The sequence below is a fragment of the Dokdonella koreensis DS-123 genome (assembly GCF_001632775.1).
Classification (GTDB): domain Bacteria; phylum Pseudomonadota; class Gammaproteobacteria; order Xanthomonadales; family Rhodanobacteraceae; genus Dokdonella; species Dokdonella koreensis.
The window spans coordinates 3,261,230-3,283,909 of record NZ_CP015249.1 but is presented as its reverse complement, the minus strand read 5'-3'; the positions used below and the strand labels follow the sequence as shown (position 1 = coordinate 3,283,909).

The window sequence follows — 22,680 nt, the reverse complement described above, 5'->3', positions numbered from 1 at the left end:
GCGTCGCGATCTCTTCCTCGGCCGCCGGGCCGATCACCGCGCGATGCGGCCCCCCTGGGCGCTGCCGCCCGCCGCCTTCCTGGACACTTGCACGCGCTGTAGCGCCTGCATCGCCGCCTGCCCGCAGCAGGTGCTCGGCACCGGCGACGGCGGTTTCCCGCAGTTCGATCCGGCCGCCGGTGAATGCACGTTCTGCGGCCGTTGCGCCGAGGCCTGCCTGCCGCGGGCGCTCGATCCGAGCGCGGTGACGCGACCGTGGCAGCAGCCGGCCGTCATTGCCGACCGCTGCTTCCAGAACCACGGCATCGTCTGCGCCAGCTGCCTGGACGCCTGTCCCAAAGCAGCGATCGGCCGCACGCCGGGCCGGACGGCGATGCCGGTCGTCGATCCGGAGCGCTGCAGCGGGTGCGGTGCCTGCGTGGCGGTGTGTCCCGCCGGTGCGATCGCGCTGGCGGTCGTCGCGCCGGAGGCCATCCGATGAGCCACGCCGAGGCCGAGCTCCACATCGCCAGCTTCATGGTCCAGCACCGGCCCGACGCCGGTGCGGCGCTGGACCGGGCGCTCGCCGGCTGTGCCGACCTGGAGCTGGCGATCGCCGGCGCCACGCGCAGCGTCGTCGTGTGCGAGTCGGACGACACGCGCGCCGTGATGGACCGCATCGAGATGCTGCGAGGTGTAGCCGGGGTCCTCAACGTCGTCCTCGTCTACCACCATGCCGAGCCGCGTGCCGCGATGGCGGCGCCGCTGGCCGATCCCGTTCCCGCCGGAGCCCGCCGATGACCACGCGTCGAGACTTCATCCGTGCCAGTGCGATCGCCAGCGCCGCGGCCGCGGCCGGCCTCCCGCAGAGCGGCGCCGGCAGCAACCTCGTCACCGAGGGCGACCGGACCGCGCTGAAGTGGGACAAGGCACCGTGCCGCTACTGCGGCACCGGCTGCGGCGTCAACGTGGCGGTCAAGGACGGCCGCGTCGTCGCCACGCACGGCGACGTCCATGCCGAGGTCAACCGCGGCCTCAACTGCGTCAAGGGCTATTTCCTGTCCAAGGTGCTCTACGGTGCCGACCGCCTGACGATGCCGCTGCTGCGCAAGAAGAACGGCGTCTACGCGAAGGACGGCGATTTCACCGAGGTGAGCTGGGAGGAGGCCTTCGACGTCATGGCCGCGCAGTTCAAGCGCGTGCTCAAGGAGAAGGGGCCGGGTGCGCTCGGCATGTTCGGCTCCGGCCAGTGGACCATCTTCGAAGGCTATGCCGCCAACAAGCTGTGGAAGGCCGGCTTCGGCAGCAACCACATCGACCCCAACGCGCGCCACTGCATGGCCTCAGCGGTCATGGGCTTCATGCGCACCTTCGGCATGGACGAGCCGATGGGCTGCTACGACGACATCGAGGCCGCCGACGCCTTCGTGCTGTGGGGCTCGAACATGGCCGAGATGCACCCGATCCTGTGGACGCGCGTGACCGACCGGCGCCTCTCGCAGCCGCACGTGCAGGTGGCGGTGCTGTCCACGTTCGAGCATCGCAGCTTCGAGCTGGCCGATATCCCGATCGTCTTCAAGCCGCAGACCGACCTGGTCATCCTCAACTACATCGCCAACCACATCATCAAGACCGGCAAGGTCGACAAGGACTTCGTCGGCAAGCACGTCAGCTTCAAGCGCGGCAACGACGACATCGGCTACGGCCTGCGCCCGGACAACCCGTTGGAAGTGAAGGCCAGGCACGCCAAGGATCCCAACGGCGGCGAGCCGATCGACTTCGAGGCCTTCGCCGCCTTCGTCGCGCCCTACACGCTGGACAAGGCGGTGGCGATGACCGGGGTGGAGCGCGGCTGGCTGGAGAAGCTGGCCGCGCTGTACGCCGATCCGGCGATCAAGGTCACCTCGTTCTGGACCATGGGCTTCAACCAGCACACCCGCGGCGTGTGGGCCAACAACATGGTCTACAACATCCACCTGCTGACCGGGAAGATCGCCACGCCCGGCAACAGCCCGTTCTCGCTGACCGGGCAACCGTCGGCCTGCGGCACCGCGCGCGAGGTCGGTACCTTCAGCCACCGCCTGCCGGCCGACATGGTGGTGACCAACCCCGAGCACCGCCGGCACGCCGAGGAGATCTGGAAGCTGCCGCACGGCGTCATCCAGGAAAAGCCCGGCTATCACGCGGTCGAGCAGAACCGCGCGTTGAAGGACGGCAAGCTCAACGCCTACTGGGTGATGGTCAACAACAACATGCAGGCCGCCGCCAACCTGCGCGAGGAGACCTGGCCCGGCTATCGCAATCCCGAGAACTTCATCGTCGTCTCCGACGCCTATCCGACGGTCACCGCGCAGGCGGCGGACCTGATCCTGCCGGCGGCGATGTGGGTGGAAAAGGAGGGTGCCTACGGCAACGCCGAGCGGCGCACGCAGTTCTGGCATCAACTGGTGAAGGCGCCGGGGCAGGCGCGCTCGGACCTGTGGCAGCTGATGGAGTTCTCCAAGCGCTTCACCACCGACGAGTGCTGGCCGGCGGCGCTGCTGGCGGCCCATCCGCAGTTCAAGGGCAAGACCCTGTTCGACGTGCTGTACCGCAACGGCAACGTCGACAAATACCCGGTCGCCGACATCGCCGCCGGCTACGCCAACGAGGAGTCGGCCGCGTTCGGCTTCTACGTGCAGAAGGGCCTGTTCGAGGAATACGCCACCTTCGGCCGCGGCCACGGCCACGACCTGGCACCGTTCGACGCCTACCACGCGGCGCGTGGCCTGCGCTGGCCGGTGGTCGACGGCAAGGAGACGCGTTGGCGCTACCGCGAGGGCGCCGATCCGTACGTGAAGCCCGGCACCGGCTTCCAGTTCTACGGCAATCCGGACGGCCGCGCGGTGGTCTGGGCGCTGCCGTACGAACCGCCGGCCGAGTCGCCCGATGCCGACTACGACCTGTGGCTGGTCACCGGCCGCGTGCTCGAGCACTGGCATTCGGGCTCGATGACGATGCGCATCCCGGAGCTCTACCGCAGCTTCCCGGCGGCGGTGGTGTTCATGAATCCCGACGACGCCAAGGCGCGCGGCTTCAAGCGCGGCGACGAGGTGCAGGTGGTCTCGCGGCGCGGTGCCATGCGCACGCGCGTGGAGACGCGCGGCCGCAACCGCATGCCGCCCGGCGTGGTGTTCGTGCCGTGGTTCGACGCCGGCCAGCTCATCAACAAGGTCACGCTCGACGCCACCGACCCGATCTCCAAGCAGACCGACTACAAGAAGTGCGCGGTCAAGGTGCAGGCCGTCTAGGAGGAACCCCCCATGTCCAGCAAGTCCGTGCTCGTCGCCGTCGGCCTGCTGGTCGTGACGGCGCTGGTCTTCGCCGCCGGCTGGCATTTCGGATCGCAGCCGGTCCGGCCTGTCGCATCCTCGGCGCCGGCCGCCGCGCCCGACGGCGCCGTGGCGTGGCAGGCGATCGCCGCGCCGTTGCCGGGCACGCAGATCGACGCGGTGCGCCGCGGCGTGCCGGTGGACCAGGAAGGTGATCCGCCACCGCTCGCCCGTGTCGAGAATGCCGACATCAAGCGCCTGCGCGCCTACCCGATGCAGCCGCCGACGATCCCGCACACGATCGACGGCTACCAGGTGGACAAGAACGCCAACCGCTGCATGCTCTGCCATGCGCGCGCCAATGCCGCCACGTTCCAGGCGCCGCCGGTCAGCGTCACCCACTACATGGACCGTGACGACCAGTTCCTGGCCACCGTCTCGCCGCGCCGCTATTTCTGCAACCAGTGCCACGTCGTCCAGACCGACGCCCAGCCGCTGGTCGCCAATGCGTTCCGCGACATCGACAGCCTGATCGCCCGGCCGGAGGCGCAGTAGCCCATGTGGCGCCGCCTGATCGCGCAGGGCAGGACCACCTGGCGCACGCTGCGCTCGCCCAGCGTGCACTACAGCCTGGGCTTCCTGACGGTGGCCGGCTTCGTCGCCGGCATCGTGTTCTGGGGCGCGTTCAACACCGCGCTGGAGGCGACCAATACCGAGGCGTTCTGCACCGGCTGCCACGAGATGCGCGACAACGTGTTCCAAGAGCTCAAGACCACGATCCACTACAGCAACCGGTCCGGCGTGCGCGCGACCTGTCCCGACTGCCACGTCCCGCACGACTGGACCGACAAGATCGCGCGCAAGATGCAGGCCTCCAAGGAAGTCTGGGGCAAGCTGTTCGGCACCATCGACACGCGCGAGAAATTCCTCGACCACCGCCTGGAACTGGCCCAGCACGAATGGGCGCGGCTAAAGGCCAACGACTCGCTGGAATGCCGCAACTGCCACGACTACGCGTCGATGGACCTCACGCGGCAGGCGTCGCGCTCGGCGCAGATCCACCAGCGCTGGCTGGGTAGCGGCGAGAAGACCTGCATCGACTGCCACAAGGGCATCGCGCACCGGCTGCCGGACATGGCCGGGGTACCGCAGGGCTGAGGCGTCGCGCCGGCGCCCGTCGTCCGTGGACCGAGCGGGCATCGCTTATGCGCGCTCGGCATCGACGGTGCATGCGACGGCATACCGCGCGCGCCGCACCGGGTGCATCCGGCTTGCTACCCTGTGAGCATGAGTCGTGTCTGCTACCGCTTCGGCGCGTTCCGCCTGAATCCCCATGCCCGTGAGCTGCACCGGTCCGGCGAGCGCATCGCGTTGCCGACCAGCCATATCGATTGCCTGGCCTACCTGATCCAGCACCGCGACCGCCCGGTCGGCCGCGACGAGCTGACCGCGGCCGTCTGGGGACGCGTGGACGTCAGCGACGTGTCGCTCAACCACGCGATCATGCGGCTGCGCCGCCAGCTCGGCCTTTCCGGCAGCGAGCAGGAAGGCATCCGCACGGTGTGGGGCGTGGGCTACCGCTGGGTCATGGACGACACCGTGGTCGAGGCGGAGGACGCGCCCGTCGCCCCGCCGTCGCCGGCGGCCGCCGAGGCGCCGGCACCGCTGCCGGCCGCCGTCGTGGCGGTCGTGGAACCGGCGCCGCTCGCCGCGCCGGTCGATGCGGCGCCGCCGGCGCTCGTGCCCGCCGTACCGCGTCCGGCCTCCCGGCGCGCCTGGCTCTGGGGGCTCGCCGCCCTGGTCGCGCTGGTGCTGGCCGGCTGGGCGCTGAGCCTGCGGCGGGCGCCGCCTCCGCAAACCGCCGCGGTGCCGGCGTCGGCGCCGGCCTCGATACCGGCGCTGGTGCTGCCGGTGCAGGTGGAGGCGCCGGACGGCTGGGCCTGGCTGCGCCTGGGCGTGATGGACCTGGTGGCCACCCAGCTGCGGCGCGGCGGCCTGGCGGTGACGCCGAGCGAGGCGGTGGTGGGCCTGCTCAATCCCCAACTGGACGTGCCCACCGAGGACGGCTGGGTGCGCGAGCGCATGGCCACGCCGCAGGCCTGGGTGGTGCGGCCGCGCGTGAGGCTGGCCGGATCGAGCTGGCAGATGGCGCTGCAGGCCAGCGACGGCCACCGCGCGCTCTACGCCGACGCGGTCGGCGAGGACGTGCTGCACGCCGCCCGTACCGCCACCGATCGCCTGCTGGTCAAGCTGGGGCGGGTACCGCCGGCCACCACGGAAACGAGCCTGTCGCGGGTGGCCGAGGAGACCGCCCAGCGCATCAGCGCCGCCGTGCTGGCCGGCCAGCTCGATGTCGCCCGAGCGCTGATCGACGCCGCCTCGCCGGAGATCCGTGGCACGCCGGAGATCGCGCTCGCCCAGGCCAACATCGATTTCTTCTCCGGCAACTACGAGGCCAGCGCGCGTGGGGCCGAGGCGCTGCTGGACCGGCTCTCGCCGGACACGGCGCCGCTGCTGCGTGCGCGGGCGCTGCACACGCTCGGTTCCACCTATTTCCGGCAGGACCGCCTCGAGGCCGCCGACGCCGCCTTCGCCGAAGGCATCCGCCTGGTCGAACCGCTCGGCGAGCGCAGCACGCTGGCCGGCGCCTACACCGGCCGCGGCGCGGTGGCCGGCCGCAGCCGCCGGCTGGACGATGCGGTGCGGCTGTTCGGCACGGCCCGCATGCTGCACGAGCAGACCAACGATGCGTTCGGCGTGGCGCGCGTGGACCTGAACCTCGGTGTCGTGGCGATGGACCGCGCGCAGCCGGCGATGGCCCTGCCGATCCTCGAAGCCGCCGCCGCGCGGCTGGAGACGCTGGCGGTTCCCGAGGCCTGGGCGTTCGCGCTGCGGTCGATCGTCGACGCCCAGCTGATGCTGTTACAGCACCCCGCCGCGCTGGCCACCAGCGAGCGCTTCTGGCCGCCCGAGTCGCATTCGCGCAATACCCGCGAGCGTTGGTGGATGACGCAGTCGCGCGCGGTGGCGCTGGCCGCCAACGGCCGGCTGACCGACGCCGAGGCGCTGGCGGCCCAGATCCGCGACCTCAGCAGCCCGACCGACGATGCGATCGTGCGGGCCGAGGCCGATTCGCTGCTGGCCAGCATCGCCTTGCTGCGCGGCAGCCCCGAGACGGTCGTCCAGCACGCGCAGGAGGCGCTGGCGGTGACCCTGGGACCGGGCAACCGGCTCACGATGGCCACCACGCGCCTGACCCGCATCCGCGCCCTGCACCGGCTCGGCCGGGTCGCCGAGGCCGCCGAGGATGTTCGCTACCTGCAGGCCCAGGCCCTGGAAGCACCGGACGATTGGCGGGTGCTGTTCATCCGGCTGGCCGAGGCCGAGCAGGCCGGTGCCGAGGGCCGGCGCGACGCGGCCCTGGCCGCCTATGCCACGGCGATGTCGCTGGCCGAGGCCACCGGCGTGCCGGAGAACCTGGTGGTGGTCGGGGAATCCTACGTGCCGGCGCTGCTGGCCGCCGGCCAGCGCGAGAAGGCCGGCGCCATCGCCGGCCGGGTCGCGCCCTGGGCCGGGCAGGACCTGCGCGCGGCCCTGATCCAGGTGGCGGTGCACCGGGCACTGGGTGACCGCGCGGCCGCCGAGCATGCGCTCCGGCAGGCCCGCCAGCTCGCCGGCGAGCGGCTGCTGCCCGCGGAGTTGCTCGGTGTTGCTGACGTAACGCCTTGATCGGAAAGGCGACACATCGGCCGATCACATCTGGCACAGGATTGACACAAAATCGTGCCGAGGCTTTGGGAGATCGTCGGCGGGTGGCGACGTCGACGTTGCCCGGGGCCGGCGGGGGATTGCGCCGGATCGACTCGATGTACGCGGGAGGCCGCAAGAGGCCCGCCGCCCGCGCTGTCTTCCGGAGATATTGATGAACGCACCACAGCTCCTGCCGGCGGTGTCCACGCTGGTCCTGGCCTTGGCCGGCGCCGCGGCGTCCGCCCAGCCGCTGCCCTACGGCAGTTTCAACCCGGCCGGCCGGGTCCTGGACTTCGGCGAAGGCCGCAGCGTCGCGCAGGACGACGGACGCGGCAGCTGCACCAGCGGCCTGTGCCTGACGGTGACGCTGGCCCTGGCCGACCCCGGCAATCCCGCGCTGTGCGGCACGGCCACGACGCTGGACGTGACGGTGGGGGACGAGGTCAACATCTGCTACACGCTGACCAACCATACGGCCACCACCTTCAACTACCACACCCTGGTCGACGGCGACGTCGGCACCTTGCTGTCCAACCACGTACAGGCGGTCGCCCCTCACGCGAGCTTTCAATACAACCGCGTGATCGTCGCCAGCACCAGCCAGAACGCGACCAGCGGCGACTTCACCTCGACCTGGACCGCCACCGACGTGCGGCCCGGCTACGCGGCCAGCACCGCCGCGCCGCCACCGTTCATCGACATCAGCACCAGCGGCACCGCGCTCAGCATCGGCGACGACAATGCGACGGCGATCACCGCGCCGTTCCCGTTGCGCTTCTACGGCGCGGAGTCGACCAGCCTGTGCATCGGCAACAACGGCGGCCTGGTCTTCGGCGGCGGCGCCTGCTCGACCTTTCCGTACGGCAATCGCGCGCTGCCGGCGACCAATCTGACCGGCGCGTCGCTGCTGCCGTACTGGGACGACCTGATGGCAACCGGCACGGTCTACCACGGTGCGGTCGGCAGTGCGCCGAACCGGCAGTTCGTCGTCGCCTGGCACGACAAGGCCAACTATGGCGATACCGGCGCCAGTGCCGGCCAGCACGGCGCGACGTTCGAGGTGGTCTTCAACGAGTCCAGCGACACGCTGCTGTTCGCGTATCGCACGGCGAGCTTCGGCGGTCCGGCGGCCAGCTACGACAACGGCGCTTCGGCCACGGTGGGCCTGCAGAAAGACGCCAGCATGGCCAATCAGTTCTCGTACAACACGGCCAATCTCACCGACGGCATGACGATCAGCTGGACCCCGATCCTGCCGGCCAGTGCGACGGCCACGGCCGACGCCGTACTGGACATTGGTGCGCCGCGGGTCAGCCTCACGCCCTCGCCGGGCACCGGTTTCAACCCGGTGGTGTCGGCCGGTGCTCTGATCAGCCAGCCGTTGACGATCGCCAACCTCGGCGACCGCGACCTGCACTGGAGCTGGCAGGCACCGTCGACACGCGCGCACTTTCCGGTTTCGCCGCGTCGCGCGATCGAGGACTTCGCACGCTCGGCTGCCGGCCGGGCGCTGGCTTCGCCGGACCGCCGCGGCCAGCTGGCGGCCCATCCGCGCGGTGTCGACTCGGTGCCGGCCTATGGTCTGCGCAACGGCACTGCCGCCACGATCGCCTTCGTCAGTTTCGACGTGCTCGACGCGACCGACCTTAGCGTGCTCAACGTGGGGCATCCGACGACGTTCGCGGCCGACTTCATCAACGATGATTTCAGCAAGCAGTACGGCATCACCGCATTCGCGGGCCTGCCCAATCTCTACACGACCGACACGCAGACCGGTGAGGCCGAGCTGATCGCACCGGTGTCGATTCCGGCCACCGGCGTCGCCAACAATCCCTACGGTGCCGCTTGGGATCCGGTGACCCACACGATGTACGTGACCGCGCCGACGTTCGGCACGCTGTCCACGGCGATCTACACGGTGAACCTCACCAACGGCGACGCCACGCTGATCGGCACGATCCAGCAGCGCATGATCAACGACATCGCGATCGACGCCAGCGGTCTGATGTACGGCATCGACGTGCAGAACGACGTGCTCGTCGCGATCGACAAGACAACTGCCGAGGCGCAGACGATCGGCCCGACCGGTCTCTCGCTGTGGTTCTCGCAAGGCCTGGACTTCGACGATCGTACCGGCACGCTCTATCTGGCCGCCTACGACCAGACCGTCGGCAACGTCTACACGATCGACACGACGACCGGCCAGGCCACCCTGGTCGGGCCGAGCTTCGGCGAGGTCGGCGGTTTCTCGATCGCCACCTCGGGCACGGTCTGCGCGAGCGAGACCGGCACGCCGTGGATCCGCTTCGCCGACGGCGGCGGTACGGTCGCAGCGGCCGCCAGCGCGAACACGGACATCGGCTTCGATGCCGCGACGCTGGCGCCCGGCAGCTACCAGGCGAACCTGTGCTTCTACAGCAACGATCCGGATCAGCCACGCCTGGTGGTGCCGGTCAGCCTGACCGTGAACAGCGGCGACCTGCTGTTCCGCGATGGTTTCGACGGCACGCCCTGAGCGCAGCGCGACCGCTCCGGCACCGGTGGCCCGCCTCGTGCGGCCACCGGTGCCGGCCACCGACGATTCGACCGTGTGCCGCTGCGCCGCATCCGGCGGCACCGACCCGCGAGGATGATCCCCATGCTCAAGCCACTCCGGTCCGCCATCACGCTGGCGCTGCTGACCGCCTTCGGCACGCCGGCCACGGCGGCTTCGTACAAGTTCCTGCTGTCCGACCATGACGTGGCGGCCGGCGCCGCCGGGCTGGTGAAGCTGCACGACTACGGCAGCTTCGCCCTGTATGCCTCGCCCACGCCGGTACTCGAACTGGCCGGTCGCAGCTGGCAGGCCGATCCGGGCTTCGACCGGCTGGCCTTCAGCGCGCAGCCGTTCGACACCCAGCGCGAGACGCTGGCGCCGCCGGCACCGTTCGCACTCGACGCGCCGGACGGCGCCGGGCTGCAGGTGGTGCAGTTCGTCGGGCCGGTGCGCGAGGAATGGCTGGCCGAGCTGTCCGCGCAGGGCATCGTGCCGGTGCACTACGTCGCCAGTCATGGCTATGTGGTCTGGGTGGACGCGGCCGCGCGCGCGCGGCTGGCCGGGCTGCGTGGCACGCAACCGTGGCTGCAGTACGCCGCGCCGCTGTATGCCTTCCTCAAGGTGGATCCGCTGCTGCAGCAGCGCCTGGATCGCGGCGAGGCGGCCGATCAGGCTGAAGTCGACGTGATCGTGCAGATCTACCGGCACGGCGGTGATGCCGCCACGCGCGTCTTCGTCGAAGGGCTCGCCCGGCTCGCGCCGGCGCAGCAGGGACCGCTCGGCAGCGGCGTCGCGACGCTCGCCTGGGAGCCGGTGCTGGCGTACGAGAATCTCGCGCTGCGCGTGCGCGTGGCGGACATCCCGCTGATCGCACAGCAGCCCGACGTCACCTTCGTCGGCGAGCAGTTGTCGATGCAGCCGATGGACGAGAAGCAGAACCTGATCCTGACCGGCGACCTGTTTCCGGCGCCGGGCGCGCCGCGCTATCTGGATCGCCTGCGCGACTGGGGCTTCAGCGAGAACCCGCTCGACTACCCGATCGTCGACATCACCGACAGCCCGCTGCAGGAAGGCGGCAGCGGCCCCACCGTCCTCGCCACCGCCGACCGCAAGTTCTACGTCGAGGGCGACACCGCCAATGCCTCGCGCGTGGCCTATTTCACCAACTGCACGTCCACGGCCGCAGCGGCGTCCGGTGACATCACCGGCCACGGCACGCTCAATGCCGGCATCGCCGTCGGCTACGACACGCGCGCCGGCGCACCGTTCCAGGACGGCGACGGCTGGCAGCGCGGCCTGGGCGTCAACCCGTTCGCGCGCGTGGGCTCCACCGCGATCTTCGGGCCCGGCTTCGACACCAGCGCCTGCGGCGGCGGCCCGGCTGGCCTGGTCCAGGCCAATGGCCGCTCCGGCGCGCGCATCAGCAACAACTCCTGGGGCAGCAATCCGCCGCCGGCCACCTACGAGGCCGTGCAGCAGCTCTACGACGCCGGCGTGCGCGATGCCAACAACAGCGTGGCCGGCAGCCAGCCGATGATCTACGTGATGGCCGCCGGCAACCTCGGCACCGGCGGCGCGTCCACGGTCAGTTCGCCGGCCGCGGCCAAGAACGTCATCGCGGTCGGCGCATCCGAGAGCGTGCGGCCGCAATGGACCGACGGCTGCGGGCATGGGCCGGCCAGCGCCGACAATCCCAACGACGTGGCCATATTCTCCAGCCGCGGCCCGACCCGCGACGGCCGCGCGAAGCCCGAAGCGATCGCACCGGGCACGCATGTCCAGGCCGGCGCCTCGCTGTATTCCGGGTACGACGGCCGCGGCGTCTGCGATACCTACTATCCGAGCGGCCAGACCGAGTTCGCCGCGTCCTCCGGCACCAGCCATTCGGCGCCGGCGGTGGCCGGCATCGCCTCGCTGGCGTACTGGTGGATGGCACAGGGCGGCGCCGGCAGTGCGGCCGGCAGCGTGGATCGCGTGGACGCGCCGGCTCATCCGCCGAGTCCGGCCGCGATGAAGGCCTGGCTGATGGCCCACCCGATCTACCTTACCGGCGTCAGCGCGAACGACGCGCTGCCCAGCCCGACCCAGGGCTACGGCATGCCCGACATGGGCCAGATGTTCGATACCGTGACCAAGGTGGTGGTCGACCAGACCGCGGTCTTCACCGCCACCGGCCAGAGCGCCAGCTATCGCTGGGCGGTGCTCGATCCGTCGCGCCCGGTCCGCATCGCGCTGGCGTACACCGACGCGCCCGGCCTGCTCGGTACCAGCCCGCAGGTCAACGACCTGGACCTGGCCGTGAGCGCCGGCGCACGCAGCTGGCTCGGCAATGTCTTCGCCGGCGGTTGGAGCCAGGAAGGCGGCGCCGCCGACGCGCTCAACAACTACGAGGCCGTGTTCCTGCCGGCCGGTACCGCCGCGGACGTCCAGATCACCGTGACCGCCCGCAACATCGCCGGCGATGCGCTCAACGGCGGCGGCCTCAGCCAGGACTTCGCCCTGGTCTGCTACAACTGCGTGCGCGCGCCCGGCTTCACGATCGAGGCCGGATCGCCGACCGCCTACGCCTGTGCCGGCCAGCCGGTGGCCACGCCGATCCACGTCGGCCAGATCGCCGGCTTCCCCGATCCGGTGGCATTGAGCGCCGCCAGTTCGCTGCCCGGCGCCACGTTCGCGTTCGATCCCAACCCGGCCGTTCCCGGTACCGATGCGACCTTGCACCTGGGTGCGCCGGCCGCTGCCGTCGCCGGGGCGCAGACGCTGTCGATCACCGGCCAGGCCGGCAGCGCCACCAAGACGCTGGACCTTGCGCTGACGGTGTTCGACGGCCTCCCGGCCGTCGCTGCGTCGCCGCTGCCGGCCGACGGTGCCGGCAGCATCGGCACGCTGCCGACCTTCAGCTGGGCTGCTTCCGCCGATGCCTACGGCTACCTGGTGCAGGTGGCGACCGATGCCGGGTTCACCCGCGTCGTCGCGCAGACACGCACCACCGCCACCACCTGGACGCTGACGCCGGCCGAGGCGCTGGACTCCAACCGCCGCTACTGGTGGCGCGTGGTGACGCTCAATGCCTGCGGTGCCAGTGCGCCGCTGGCGCCGCAGGACAGCCTGTTCCGCGACGGCTTCGAGATCGCGGCCGCGCTGCCCGACACGCAGGCCTTCGTCACCGCGGCACTGCCGTCCGACTGTCCGCTCGACCAAGTGCCGACCGTGCTCTGGGCCGACGGCATGGAGAACGGCGCAGCCGGCTGGACGCACGGTGCGCTGGCCGGCAGCGACGGCTGGCAGCTCGGGTCCGCCGCGCTGCACGGCGCATTCGCCTGGCAGGTCGCGGCGCCCGCGGCCGGCACCGCCAACGACCAGTGGCTGGCGACCGCTCCCATCGCGCTGCCGGCGAACCTCGCCCGTCCCAGCCTGCGGTTCTGGCACCGGCAGTCGCTGAAGGCATCGAGCAGCGGTGCCAACTGCCAGGACGCCGGCCTGCTGGAGGTCTCCGCCGACGGCGGCCAGACCTGGAGTCCGCTCACGACGCTGGAAGCCACGCCCTACGACGGTCCGGTCAGCGGCGCATTCCAGAACCCGCTGTCCGGTCGCCCGGGCTGGTGCGGCGACCCGCGCGGCTATGTGCGCTCGGTGGCGGCCCTGGACGCCTACGCCGGCCGCACGGTGCAGGTGCGCTTCCGCCTGGGGCACGACCGCTTCGAGCACCGGCTCGGCGTCAACTGGGCGATCGACGCGGTGACCGTGCAGGCCTGCCCGCTGCCCTAGCGGGTGCCACGGCGCGCGGCGGCGGACCGCCGCGCGCCGGATCGACCGGCCCGCAGGGTGCGACCGAAGTTCGCACCCTGCCGTCGGATGCCGTGCCGGCGGGTATCACGGAGGGCTCGCCGCCGCCCGGAGCTTCCGATGATCCCGTCCCGCCGTCTGCTGCCGCTCGTCCCGCTGGCCGCCGCTGCGGCGCTGGCCTGTGCACCGGCGGGTGCCGAGGACGTTCCCGTGCTCGACCGCGTGGACGTGCATGCGTCCGCGGCACCGGCCACCGTCGAGACACCCGAGGCCGCACGGGCGCGGCTGGCCGCGCGTGCCGGCGGCACCGGCCTGGTCGATGGCGAGCGTTATCGCCAGGCGCGGGTCAGCACGCTGACCGACGCGCTCGGGCTGGCGACCGGTGTGTTCGTGCAGACGCGCTTCGGCGCCGAGGAGGCGCGGCTGTCGATCCGCGGCTCGGGCCTGCAGCGCACCTTCCACGGCCGCGGCATCGAGCTGCTGCAGGACGGCAGCCCGCTCAACCTGGCCGACGGCGCGTTCGACTTCCAGGCGGTCGAACCGCTGGCCGCGCGCTACATCGAGGTCTACCGTGGCGCCAACGCACTGGAGTACGGCGCGGCCACGCTGGGCGGCGCGATCAACTTCGTCTCGCCGACCGGCTACGACGCGCCGGCCGCGCTGCTGCGACTGGAGGGCGGCCGCTACGGCTACCGGCGCGGCCAGGTGGCGCTGGCCGGCCACACCGGCGCGGCCGACGCCTACCTCAGCGTCTCGGCTTTCGGGCAGGACGGCTTTCGCGAGCACGCCAAGCAGGAAACCTACCGGCTGTTCGGCAACGCCGGCTATCGTTTCGGCGACACGCTCGACGGCCGCCTGTACATCACGCACGTGGACACGCGTTCGGAGCTGCCCGGCAACCTGACGCTGGCGCAGGCGCTGGCCGATCCGCGCGCCGCCAATCCCGGCAACGTGAGCGGCGACCAGCGGCGCGATTTCCGGCTGACGCGCCTGGGCGGACGGCTGGCCTGGACGCCGTCCGACGTCGATACGGTGCTGCTGTCGGGTTTCTATGCCGACAAGGGCCTGCATCATCCGATCTTCCAGGTGCTCGACCAGGACAGCCAGGATGCCGGCGCGGACCTGCGCTGGCGGCGCGAGGGCGTGCTCGCCGGCCGCCGCAGCGTCTGGGTCGCCGGCCTCGCGCTGGCCCAGGGCGACATCGACGACGACCGGTTCGTCAACGTCGGCGGCCACGCCGGCGCACGCACCAACCGGCTCGACCAGCGTGCGCGCAACACCAAGCTCTACGCCGAGAACCAGACCTGGTTCGACGCCCGCTGGGCGCTGTCGATCGGTGCGCAGGGACTGAAGTCCGAGCGCCGCTCGCGCGACCGCTTCATCAGCGGCGGCGCCGACGAGAGCTTCGACATCGACTTCTCCGGCGTCAGTCCCAAGCTCGGCCTGCTGTTCCAGCCGGCCGCGCAGACGCAGGCCTACGTCAACCTCAGCGGCAGCCGCGAGCCGCCGAGCTTCGGCGAGATCACCGGTGGCCCGGCCGCGACCCTGGTCGACGCCCAGCGCGCCACCACGCTGGAGCTCGGCTACCGCACGCGCGGCGAGGCGCTGTCGCTGGACGTGTCGGTCTACGACGCACGCGTCAGGAACGAGCTGCTGGCGCTGACCGACGGCAACGGCAACCCGCTCGGCACGATCAACGCCGACCGCACGCGCCATCGCGGCGTGGAGCTGGGCCTGGACTGGCCACTGGCTGCGTCGCTGACCGGGTCGGTCAGCTACCTGTTCAACGATTTCCGCTTCGATGGCGATCCGGTCTTCGGCGACAACCGCCTGGCCGGCGTGCCGCGCCAGCTGCTGCGCACCGAGCTGCGCTGGCAGGTGGGCGAGCACCTGTACCTGACGCCCAACGCCGAATGGGTGGTGCAGGACACCTTCATCGATCACGCCAACACGTTCCGCGCGCCCGGCTACCACCTGCTGGGGCTGCGCATCGGCGGCGACGTCGCGGCGCGCTGGCGCTGGTTCGTCGACGCACGCAACCTGCAGGACCGGCGCTGGATCGCCAGCACCAACGTGGTCGCCGATGCCGGCGGCCGCGACGCGGCCAACTTCCTGCCGGGCGAGGGCCGCTCGGTATACGTCGGCTTCGAGTGGCGCCGGCCGTGAGCGCCCGCGGATGGACGCGGCCAGCGCCGGCTACGGCACGGCGCTGACGCGCCAGACCGTGTTGCCGACGTCGTCCGCCACCAGCAGCGCGCCGTGGCGGTCGATCGCCACGCCGACCGGCCGCCCCTGCGCGTTCTCGCCGGCATCGAGGAAGCCGGTCAGCAGGTCCACCGGCGGACCGGCCGGCCGGCCGTCGGCGAACGGCACGTAGATCACCTTGTAGCCGCTCTTGGGCTTGCGGTTCCACGAACCGTGCTGGGCCACCACCAGGCCTTGCCGCCATGCGGCCGGCAGGGCGCTGCCGTGCGTGAAGACGATGCCGAGCGAGGCGGTATGCGGCCCCAGCGCGTAGTCGGGCGCGATCGCGCGGGCGACCAGGTCCGGGCGCGGCGGCTGCACGCGCACGTCCACGTGCGGGCCGAAATAGCTGTACGGCCAGCCGTAGAAGGCGCCGTCCTTCACGGCGGTGATGTAGTCCGGGACCAGGTCGCTGCCGATCTCGTCGCGCTCGTTGACGGCGGTCCACAGCGCGCCGGTCGCCGGCTCCCAGGCCAGGCCGTTGGGATTGCGCAGGCCGGTGGCGAAGGCGCGCAGGCGGCCGCTGGCGCGGTCCAGTTCCCAGATCATCGCCCGGCCTTCCTCGATGGCCAGGCCGTTCTCGCCGACGTTGCTGTTGGAGCCGACCGTGACGTAGAGCCGGCGGCCGTCGGCACTGGCGATGACGTTCTTGGTCCAGTGATGGTTGATGCCGGCCGGCAGGTCCACGACCTTCTGCGACGGCGCGTCGAGACGGGTCTGCCCGTCGCGGTACGCAAAGCGCACCAGCGCATCGGCGTTGGCGACGTAGAAGTCGCCGCCGACCAGGGCCATGCCGAACGGCGAGGCGAGACCCTCGGTGAACACGCTGCGCTGCTCGGGCACGCCGTCGCCATCGGCATCGCGCAGCAGGGTGATGCGGTCGGCACTCGGCACGCCGGCACCGGCGCGGGCCATCGCCTTGCCGGCGAACCAGCCCTTGAGACCACGCGAGGGTGCATCCGCCGGTTGCGGCGGCGCATTGGACTCGGCCACCAGCACGTCGCCGTTGGGCAGCACGTACAGCCAGCGCGGATGCGCCAGGTCGCGCGCGAACGCGGCGACGCGCAGGCCAGCGGCGGCCTGCGGCGTGGCGCCGTCGCGCCAGCCGACGGCCGGCGCGATGTCGAGGGTCGGCAGCAGCGTCCGCTTCGGCGCCGGCAGCACCGGCGCCGGCCCGGTGCCGGCGTCCACCGTCAGCGCGGCCCGGGGCGGGAAGAGCGCGCAGCCGGCCAGCGCGACCGCGCCGAGGACGGCACCGGCCCATACCCAGCGCCACGGTGGGGTTCTACCGTTCATGACGAGTCCTCTGACGTGGAAGGCGTCGATCATGATGCCGGCTCGGCTGCTGGGCCGTGAACACGGCCGCTGCCCCGCGTGGGCCGGCGGCTGATTCGACGTCGCATCGCGAACGCGTTCCGGCGCTGCGGAGCCTCGCCGTCGCAACGTGCTGCGGGCATTGCGCGACACGCTGCTATCGTTGCCGCTTTTGTTGCGCTGGAGGTCGCATCGATGCATGAGCCGGACCGCGGAGGACCCTTGGCTTTCCGCCGTAGCGTGCGTGCCGGGCGGCGCGTGCCGTCGCGTTTCGCGGTCGGCGCGGGATGGGTACTGCTGGCGTGTCTGGTGTACGGCAGCACTGCCACCGCCAAGCCGCCGACACCGGCCGAACGCGATCGCCTGGCCGCGCACGCGCTGCAGCGGGCGGGCGATTGCCGATCCACCCGGTACGTCAGCGTCTGCGTCGAACGCGGGGCGCTGACCGAGGAGCAGGCCGCGCGTTTCGTCGCGCTGGCCGACGAGGGCGCCGTCGCGATCCGTGTGCATCTGGGCGCCGAGTTGGACCTGCCCGGCGGCAACGACCGCCGCGTGGCGTTCTTCGTCGGGTCGGACGTCGGACCGCCGCACGTCACGATCAACCGCGAGCCGTGGATCTTCATGCATCCGGAGACGATCCGGGCGGACCACGCGCCGTATCTCCACGAGATGGTCCACGCGATGGCGCAATGGTCCTGGCGCAGGTCCGAGTGGATTGCCGAAGGCTATGCCAACCATGTCGCCGCGGCGGTGGTCGGCGGCACCCGTGGCTACCACCGCAGTTTCGTGCTGCCCGATGGCCTGCACGACCTGCAGCACCATCGCCGCTCGCCGCAGGGCAGGGCGATGCTGCCGCTGGTCGGGGCCGACGGCCGCCGTTCCACCTACGCGCCCGCGCCGGCGGCGCTGTTCCGCCGCCTGATGGCCGATCGCAGCCAATACGCGCCACCGTTCTACGCGCTGGCGTGGTCGTTCGTCGACTACCTCGTCGATGCCGTCGGCGTGCAGGGACTCCGGGCGATCGCCACGGCCGACGATCAGCAGGCGGCCGCGCATGCGGTCAGCGGCCGCACGCTGGACCAGCTCAAGCAGGCCTGGCTGGCCTCGCTGGATGCCGTGCCCGACGCAACGCCGTGACGCGGCGCCACCGCTATGTGCATCGGAGACGACCCACCCGCCCGGGCACGCCGGGCGGGTCGGGGGTGCCGGCTACGGTGCCTCGAAGCCGTTCGCGAACAGCGTGTCCGGCGTGACCGTGAAGGTCACCGGCACGCGGGCGCGCAGGCCCTGGCTGGCGTCGTTGCTGTAGACGCACACGTCGGTGCTGTAGGTGCCGGGCGCGAGGCCGGCGGCGTCCAGCGTGACCGTCACCGCGGACGTGCCGCCCGGTGCCGTGCTGCCGCTGATCGCCTCGGTGCGCAGCCAAGGCACCGTCGAGGGCGCCGCGCACGGGCCGACCGTGGCGATCGCCGCCGCGAACTGCTCGGCCGGGCCGGGAATCAGTGCCTGCTGCGTGGCCACGCCGGTGCTGGGGTCGATCGTGTAGATGCGGCCCTGCACGTTGGGGCCGCCGGTGCTGACGAAGGCGAACCAGTACAGCGTGTCGTTGCGCTTGTCGAAGTCGATGCTCTGGATGTACATCGGCGTCTCGGTCACGCCCAGCGCGCCGATGGTCTGCGCCGCGCCGGTGGTCTTGTCGATCGCGTACAGGCTGCGCGTGAAGAAGTTGATGCCGTACAGGCGCCCGGCCGAGTCCACCGTGAGGTCCAGCAGGCTGGTCTGGCCGGTGCCGTCTTCCGCGCCGACGACCTGGCCGACCCGCGTGTGCGTGCCGGTGGACGGGTCCAGCGTGTAGAGCGTACAGATCGCCTCCGCGCAGGCCACGCCGTAGAGCGTGCTGGTGGTGGCGTCCCAGGTGATGCCGGCCCACTGGCCCTCGGTCAGCGGGAAGGTGGTCACCGGCGTGTTCTGGCCGGTGGCGGTATCCATCGCGATCAGCGCATAGGTAGGTACCTGCCAGTGCGACTCCAGCATGTAGTGGTGCGCGAAGTCGTTGCCGATGAAGGTGCCGCTGACCCAGGTGCCGGTCGGCGCCGGGCCGATCGTGGTCAGGCCGGCCGGGTCCAGCACGTCCTCGGCGATGTAGGTGGTGGCCACGCCCGTGTTGTTCAGCGCATAGGCCGGCACCGGTCCCACGCCCACCGGCGCCGGCAGCGGCAGGTGCGGTACCGACCCGGCCAGGAAGTGCGACTGGCGCGGCGCCTCGCGCAGGTTCCAGTCCAGCGCGGTGCCGCCGCTGTTGCCGATCACCAGCGAGGCCGTCGCCGTGGTGCCCGCCTGTGCCGCGGCGCTCACGCCTGCCGGCACCACCAGCGTTGCCGCCCCCGCCGGCGTCTCGGCGTGGATGCCCGTTGCCATGCCCGCCGTGGCGACCAGTGAAACACCGACGATGACTGCTCTCATTGCCCCTCGCTCCGGATCTGAAGAAGTGTCGCCGCCGCTTGCGGCAGGACCAGCCCACGGCTGGCGACCGACTATTGTTTAGCGTCTACCACACTGCCTGTTCGGCGCATGGCCTTTCCGTGGCCGATGCATGCAAGTGGATGATGAAAAAAGAAATGTCATCTAAGACGGCGAGGCCTGGGCCGCGCCGTCCACGGCCAGGCCGGGCCATGGGCGCCCGGCTTGGCGCTCGGCTGCCGTGCCGGGCGGGCGTGCCGGGCAGCCGGACCGTGCGCCGGCGTTTGGTGATCGGCCCGCGGTGGCGTACGCTGTCCGCACGCCGAGATCAGGGGGCGTTTTTCGCAGGGGGGTCTCATGGTGGAGACACACAACGTCGAGGGCGGACCGTGGTCCGTCATCGACCGGCTGCGTTGTTTCAACGCGAAAGAACGGTACTGGGTGGTGCGCCAGGCACTCGGCCGCTTCCAGCCCAGCGTCGCCTTCCTGCGCGCGGCCGCGCGCGCGGCCGGCGTGGACCCGCCACAGCCGGCCGCCGTGCGGTCCGCCTTCCTGGCGATGGACTACCACCTCAACTGGCTGTACGCCGCCCTGGCCGGTGGCACGCCCGACGGCGCCGCCCGGCACAACGCGCGGCTCGCGCCGTTCCGGTCCGCCGATCCCGGCGACGAGGCCCGGGCCGATCCGCCGCGTTTCCTGATCGAGAACAGCCAGGAAGACATCGACCTGCTGCTCGCCTACGTCCGGCCCGACGGCGGCACGCAGCTGATCCTGGTCGAGGCCAAGTGCACCAGCGGCTTCACCGACGCGCAGCTCGCGTCCAAGGTGGCCCGCCTCTGCGGCATCCTGCAGCATGCCGCGCCCGACGTGTCGCAGGTGGACATCAAGCTGGTGCTGCAATCGCCGCCGGGCCTGCAGCGCGAGGAAACGATTCGCGAACGGCTCGATGCCGTGCGTGGCGAGTGCGCCCGCTTCGGGCTGGAGCACCTGATCCCGGAGACCCATCGCGGCTGCGGCTGGCTGCCGCTCGCCGTCGCCCCGCACGACCCGGACGGCTTCTGGGTAGTGAAGTTCGGCACCGGCGAACTGAGCGAGGCCGAGCACGGCGAGCGCCTGGCCGCCGCCAAGGACAAGCAGCGTTTCTACTGGCCCACCTGGCGCCTGGAGCGCCGCCGCCGGCTGGCCGGCGACGTCCCTTCACCCGGCATCGCGGGGGAGCCGGACCGCATGCCGTGACCGGCCCGCCGGCGTGTGTCCGCGCGTTCCGTCAGCGTGGGGGCATGACGGCCGCCGGCCGTCGCGCCGCGGTGCGGAACAGCTGCGCCGCAATCAGCCACAGCACGACGAAGACCCCCGTCAGCACGAACACGTAGACGCCGTCGAGGACCAGGGCTGCCACGCACGTCGCGGCCTGGGCGATCGCCGTCGCGATCATCGCCCGCGCCATGCCGGGCGATTGCAGCCGCGCCAGCACCGCGCCGATGACCGCCACCGCGATCACGCCGAAGAACAGCAGGTTGGCCGGGTTGTCCGGCTCCCCGATGATGCCGACGGCCAGGTTGGCCCAGGTCATCAGGAACGCCGTCAGCACCGCGACGCCGAACGCGACGACATAGACGTGGCTGCGCGCCACGCGCACGGCCAGCTCGTAGGCGCCGCCGACCAGGGCCAGCATCAGGCCCATCAGGGCGAAGTCGAACGGCGACCAGCGCACGTCCGCGGTGAACTGCATCGCGACCAGCGGCAGCAGCAAGAGCATCGCCGCGCCGCCCCAGACCACCCAGCGCAGGCCGCGCCAGAGCCGGTCATTGCCTACTGTCGTACTCATTGCCATTGGCCGTGCCTCCTGTCCGAAAGGGTCCCCGTCGTCGCGGTGGACGTGCACGCACGGTGGGCCGCCCATGAAGCCGAAGCAGGGCACCATTCTTGCGCAATCCGGGCAGCGGGTGGCGGCGGCGTGACCGGCCTGGCGCCAGCCGGCTGGACGGGGGCCGCCGCGCGTCCAGGGCAGGCGCGCCGCCCAGCGCGGGCGCAGGTGGGCCGGCCGCTGGGTCGGCCGGCACCGTTCCCACGCGGGAGCTGCACGGCAGGGGACAGCGCTGCCGGCGAAAGCGCGCCAGCCTTGGTCCGGCCGGTGCGTACCGTGTCAGCGCCGCCCCGGCAGCCAGTGGGTCTGCGCCAGACAGCCGTCCAGGTGCCGCGCCAACTGGCCGAAGCACTGCGCCAGCACGCCCGGCGCCACGGTCAGCCCGCGGCCCGGTTGTTCGTCCTGCAGGGTGCACGGCATCGCCAGCAGTTCCAGCAGGCGCAACTGGTCGCGCGTTTGCAGCAGGGTGACATAGGCTTCTTCCGGCAGGCGGTAGTGGCCCGTGACCCCAGGCGCGTCGATTCCTTCGTTCATCGTCGATCCTCCTTGCAGCGGCAGGCCGAGGTTTCCCGTGCAGCCCCCAGGGTTCATCGGCGTCATCCGGTCAGGCGCCGCCACCCGGCCGGCGCCTTCGGTTCCCGTCGGCTGGGTCAGGCCTTGGTCTTGCGCCGGCGCGGCTTCTTTTCCGGTTCCGGCTCCGGGATCGGCCGGTTGTTGGCGTCGAACTTCGGTTCCGGCTTGTACTTGCGCTTGAACACCGGCGCCAGGAATACCTCGTCGTACAGCGCCTGCAAGCGCTGGTGCGCGCGATAGGCCAGCCCGCAGGCCTCGACCATGGCCAGTTGATGTTCGCTGGCCACGTCCATCCAGTCCTCCAGCATCTTCTTGCCGTCCGGGTACTGCACCGCCGCGCGCAGCGCATCCTCCGATTCCAGCAAGGCCGCCATCGCCCAGCGCCGCCGGCGCGACTGCTCGCTGCGCGGATCGACCAGGTCCTTCTCCCATGCTTCCATCTCCGCCACCGACATCGCCGGCGGATGGCAGAACAGCGGGGAGTAGCCCTTCATCAAGATGCCGTCCTCGCTCTGGATGTCCGGCGTGAGGTCGGTACGCGGCGGTGCCTCGCGGTAGATCTCCCGCGGCCAGTTGCCCAGCCACATCGGCTTCTGGTTGGCCGTGACGTTCTTGGAAAACCGCACGATGCCGCCGATCGGCGGCGCGATGGTCATGTGCTTCATGGCGATCACCTCGTTCCTTGGTGTGTGAAGGAATCCGCGAGGACGGCGGAGATTTCCGCATCCGGCGGAACACGCAACACGCCGGCGCACGACATGCGCCGGGATGCCGGGAGGTTAGAAGCCGTGTGAAGACGGTGGGCGTATTCCCCCTTGCGGGGTGTTGTATTAGCCACCCTCCCGGCGCACGGATGCACC

16 protein-coding genes are annotated in these 22,680 nt (G+C 71.3%); 11 read left to right on the top strand and 5 right to left on the bottom strand.

The features are described 5' to 3' along the window. The first annotated feature begins 43 nt into the window (after positions 1-43). The 9 genes from I596_RS13435 to I596_RS13395 all read left to right on the top strand — a co-directional run bounded on the left by I596_RS13435 (position 44) and on the right by I596_RS13395 (position 15,528). Positions 44-481, top strand: a complete 438-nt coding sequence (locus I596_RS13435) for a ferredoxin-type protein NapF (RefSeq protein WP_236886334.1) — start codon at positions 44-46, stop codon at positions 479-481. Beyond that, positions 478-780, top strand: coding sequence for a chaperone NapD (locus tag I596_RS13430; protein ID WP_067648911.1), 303 nt, complete (start codon positions 478-480; stop codon positions 778-780). The genes I596_RS13435 and I596_RS13430 overlap by 4 nt, the downstream gene beginning before the upstream one ends. After that, positions 777-3,269: a periplasmic nitrate reductase subunit alpha gene (gene napA, locus I596_RS13425; RefSeq protein ID WP_067648908.1), complete on the top strand. Its 2,493-nt coding sequence runs from the start codon at positions 777-779 to the stop codon at positions 3,267-3,269. The genes I596_RS13430 and napA overlap by 4 nt, the downstream gene beginning before the upstream one ends. Positions 3,270-3,281: 12 nt before the next feature. Next, positions 3,282-3,845 (top strand): nitrate reductase cytochrome c-type subunit, encoded by a 564-nt coding sequence (locus I596_RS13420; RefSeq protein ID WP_083965574.1) that lies wholly within the window; start codon positions 3,282-3,284, stop codon positions 3,843-3,845. Between the two features lie 3 nt (positions 3,846-3,848). Continuing rightward, on the top strand, positions 3,849-4,448 hold the full coding sequence (locus I596_RS13415) for a cytochrome c3 family protein (protein ID WP_067648905.1): 600 nt from the start codon (positions 3,849-3,851) through the stop codon (positions 4,446-4,448). Positions 4,449-4,577: 129 nt separating this feature from the next. Then, complete coding sequence (locus I596_RS13410) at positions 4,578-7,019, top strand: winged helix-turn-helix domain-containing protein (RefSeq protein ID WP_067648902.1); 2,442 nt, start codon at positions 4,578-4,580, stop codon at positions 7,017-7,019. Between the two features lie 193 nt (positions 7,020-7,212). Beyond that, positions 7,213-9,555, top strand: a complete 2,343-nt coding sequence (locus tag I596_RS13405; protein ID WP_067648899.1) for a DUF4394 domain-containing protein — start codon at positions 7,213-7,215, stop codon at positions 9,553-9,555. A gap of 123 nt (positions 9,556-9,678) precedes the next feature. Continuing rightward, on the top strand, positions 9,679-13,344 hold the full coding sequence (locus I596_RS13400; protein ID WP_067648896.1) for a S8 family serine peptidase: 3,666 nt from the start codon (positions 9,679-9,681) through the stop codon (positions 13,342-13,344). Between the two features lie 138 nt (positions 13,345-13,482). Further along, positions 13,483-15,528, top strand: coding sequence for a TonB-dependent receptor family protein (locus I596_RS13395; RefSeq protein WP_067648893.1), 2,046 nt, complete (start codon positions 13,483-13,485; stop codon positions 15,526-15,528). 30 nt (positions 15,529-15,558) lie between these two features. Here the strand turns inward: I596_RS13395 and I596_RS13390 are convergent, their stop codons facing one another. Beyond that, positions 15,559-16,902 (bottom strand): PQQ-dependent sugar dehydrogenase, encoded by a 1,344-nt coding sequence (locus tag I596_RS13390; RefSeq protein ID WP_067648890.1) that lies wholly within the window; start codon positions 16,900-16,902, stop codon positions 15,559-15,561. 240 nt (positions 16,903-17,142) lie between these two features. On the opposite strand from I596_RS13390, the gene I596_RS13385 reads away from it, so the two are divergent. Beyond that, a complete protein-coding gene (locus tag I596_RS13385) occupies positions 17,143-18,057 on the top strand; it encodes a hypothetical protein (protein ID WP_150132155.1) in 915 nt (304 codons plus the stop codon). Positions 18,058-18,129: 72 nt separating this feature from the next. On the opposite strand, the gene I596_RS13380 is transcribed toward I596_RS13385, so the two are convergent. Continuing rightward, a complete protein-coding gene (locus I596_RS13380) occupies positions 18,130-19,383 on the bottom strand; it encodes an SMP-30/gluconolactonase/LRE family protein (RefSeq protein WP_150132154.1) in 1,254 nt (417 codons plus the stop codon). Between the two features lie 354 nt (positions 19,384-19,737). On the opposite strand from I596_RS13380, the gene I596_RS13375 reads away from it, so the two are divergent. Then, positions 19,738-20,616: a hypothetical protein gene (locus tag I596_RS13375; protein WP_067648881.1), complete on the top strand. Its 879-nt coding sequence runs from the start codon at positions 19,738-19,740 to the stop codon at positions 20,614-20,616. A 31-nt stretch (positions 20,617-20,647) separates the two neighbouring features. On the opposite strand, the gene I596_RS13370 is transcribed toward I596_RS13375, so the two are convergent. From I596_RS13370 to I596_RS13360, 3 genes are all read right to left on the bottom strand, one after another. After that, complete coding sequence (locus tag I596_RS13370) at positions 20,648-21,208, bottom strand: hypothetical protein (protein ID WP_150132153.1); 561 nt, start codon at positions 21,206-21,208, stop codon at positions 20,648-20,650. A 318-nt stretch (positions 21,209-21,526) separates the two neighbouring features. Next, positions 21,527-21,781: an XAC0095 family protein gene (locus I596_RS18785; protein WP_067648875.1), complete on the bottom strand. Its 255-nt coding sequence runs from the start codon at positions 21,779-21,781 to the stop codon at positions 21,527-21,529. Between the two features lie 116 nt (positions 21,782-21,897). After that, positions 21,898-22,485 carry a hypothetical protein gene (locus tag I596_RS13360; RefSeq protein ID WP_067648872.1) on the bottom strand — a complete coding sequence of 196 codons (588 nt, stop codon included), beginning with the start codon at positions 22,483-22,485 and terminating at the stop codon, positions 21,898-21,900. Positions 22,486-22,680: the final 195 nt, after the last annotated feature.

Excerpts from the sequence above, each read along its gene's own strand:
- I596_RS13435 (WP_236886334.1), top strand. The coding sequence starts at position 44 with ATGCGGCCCCCCTGGGCGCTGCCGCCCGCCGCCTTCCTGGACACTTGC.
- I596_RS13430 (WP_067648911.1), top strand. The coding sequence starts at position 478 with ATGAGCCACGCCGAGGCCGAGCTCCACATCGCCAGCTTCATGGTCCAG.
- napA (WP_067648908.1), top strand. The coding sequence starts at position 777 with ATGACCACGCGTCGAGACTTCATCCGTGCCAGTGCGATCGCCAGCGCC.
- I596_RS13420 (WP_083965574.1), top strand. The coding sequence starts at position 3,282 with ATGTCCAGCAAGTCCGTGCTCGTCGCCGTCGGCCTGCTGGTCGTGACG.
- I596_RS13415 (WP_067648905.1), top strand. The coding sequence starts at position 3,849 with ATGTGGCGCCGCCTGATCGCGCAGGGCAGGACCACCTGGCGCACGCTG.
- I596_RS13410 (WP_067648902.1), top strand. The coding sequence starts at position 4,578 with ATGAGTCGTGTCTGCTACCGCTTCGGCGCGTTCCGCCTGAATCCCCAT.
- I596_RS13405 (WP_067648899.1), top strand. The coding sequence starts at position 7,213 with ATGAACGCACCACAGCTCCTGCCGGCGGTGTCCACGCTGGTCCTGGCC.
- I596_RS13400 (WP_067648896.1), top strand. The coding sequence starts at position 9,679 with ATGCTCAAGCCACTCCGGTCCGCCATCACGCTGGCGCTGCTGACCGCC.
- I596_RS13395 (WP_067648893.1), top strand. The coding sequence starts at position 13,483 with ATGATCCCGTCCCGCCGTCTGCTGCCGCTCGTCCCGCTGGCCGCCGCT.
- I596_RS13390 (WP_067648890.1), bottom strand. The coding sequence starts at position 16,902 with ATGAACGGTAGAACCCCACCGTGGCGCTGGGTATGGGCCGGTGCCGTC.
- I596_RS13380 (WP_150132154.1), bottom strand. The coding sequence starts at position 19,383 with ATGAGAGCAGTCATCGTCGGTGTTTCACTGGTCGCCACGGCGGGCATG.
- I596_RS13375 (WP_067648881.1), top strand. The coding sequence starts at position 19,738 with ATGGTGGAGACACACAACGTCGAGGGCGGACCGTGGTCCGTCATCGAC.
- I596_RS13370 (WP_150132153.1), bottom strand. The coding sequence starts at position 21,208 with ATGAGTACGACAGTAGGCAATGACCGGCTCTGGCGCGGCCTGCGCTGG.
- I596_RS18785 (WP_067648875.1), bottom strand. The coding sequence starts at position 21,781 with ATGAACGAAGGAATCGACGCGCCTGGGGTCACGGGCCACTACCGCCTG.
- I596_RS13360 (WP_067648872.1), bottom strand. The coding sequence starts at position 22,485 with ATGAAGCACATGACCATCGCGCCGCCGATCGGCGGCATCGTGCGGTTT.